At 58.3% G+C, this 932-nt stretch carries 1 protein-coding gene; it reads right to left on the bottom strand.

Going from position 1 to position 932, the window contains the following annotated elements:
* Window positions 1-21: 21 nt before the first annotated feature.
* A complete protein-coding gene (locus tag B7G66_RS10815; protein ID WP_048859179.1) occupies window positions 22-858 on the bottom strand; it encodes an IS5-like element IS1031A family transposase in 837 nt (278 codons plus the stop codon).
* Window positions 859-932 lie beyond the last annotated feature (74 nt).

Genomic DNA, 932 nt, shown 5'->3' with positions numbered 1-932 from the left:
AGAGCCCGATCCGAAAGTTTTTCAAGCTTGACAATGCCTTGCTGTCCGTCGTGTGAGCATGCGGATCGAGGCGATCAATGTCCATGCGGTTGAGGACGCAATGGATTGTTCCCAATCTTTGGCGAGCCGCCTGCACCGTCCCAGCCAGGCGAATGTCCGTTCAACCACCCAGCGGCGCGGCAGGATCTGAAAGCCTTTCACCGTATCGGACCGCCTGATGATTTCGACCGTCCATTTTCCCATGGAGGCGAGCGCGGATCGCAATTTCTCGCCAGCATAGCCGCCATCAGCGAAGATGTGGCGCAGCCAGGGAAAGCGCCTGCGTATTGCCGCCAGGACATCAACGGCCCCATCACGATCCTGGATATCGGCGGCATGAACGAGGAGAAAGATCAGGAAGCCGCAGGTATCAGTCACGATATGGCGCTTGCGGCCCTTGACCTTCTTGCCCGCGTCATAGCCCGAAAGCCCGCCGCTTTCCGTAGTTTTCACCGACTGGCTGTCAATCACGCCCGCGCTCGGGGAGGCTTCACGCCCCTCGATCTCGCGCAGGCTCATGACCAGCACCGTATTCATGACCTCGAACAGCCCGGTATCACGCCAGGCGTAGAAATAGCGCCTGACAGTCGAGACCGGCGGAAAGCATTTCGGCAGCAGGCGCCACGCGCACCCGGCCGAGGCTATGTAGAGCATCGCATTGACCACCTCGCGCATATCCGTCGTGCGAGGGCGACCGCCCCGTTTCGCAGGGGGCACAAATGGCATGATCAAAGCCCATTCCCCGTCCATCATATCCGATGGATATCGCAGTCCTTCCCGGCTATGTTCACGTCGGGCAATACCAGTCCATGTCACCATTCACTCCATCTCTTCGTAAAGACGGATGAATCACAACAGGCTGGTATTGTTCAAAAACTTTCGGATCAGGCTCT

This window comes from Novacetimonas hansenii JCM 7643 (genome assembly GCF_000964405.1).
GTDB classification, from domain to species: Bacteria; Pseudomonadota; Alphaproteobacteria; order Acetobacterales; family Acetobacteraceae; genus Novacetimonas; species Novacetimonas hansenii.
Note: the sequence above shows the minus strand (reverse complement) of the source record. Positions and strands in the feature narration are given on the sequence as shown.

Excerpts from the sequence above, each read along its gene's own strand:
- B7G66_RS10815 (WP_048859179.1), bottom strand. The coding sequence starts at position 858 with ATGGTGACATGGACTGGTATTGCCCGACGTGAACATAGCCGGGAAGGA.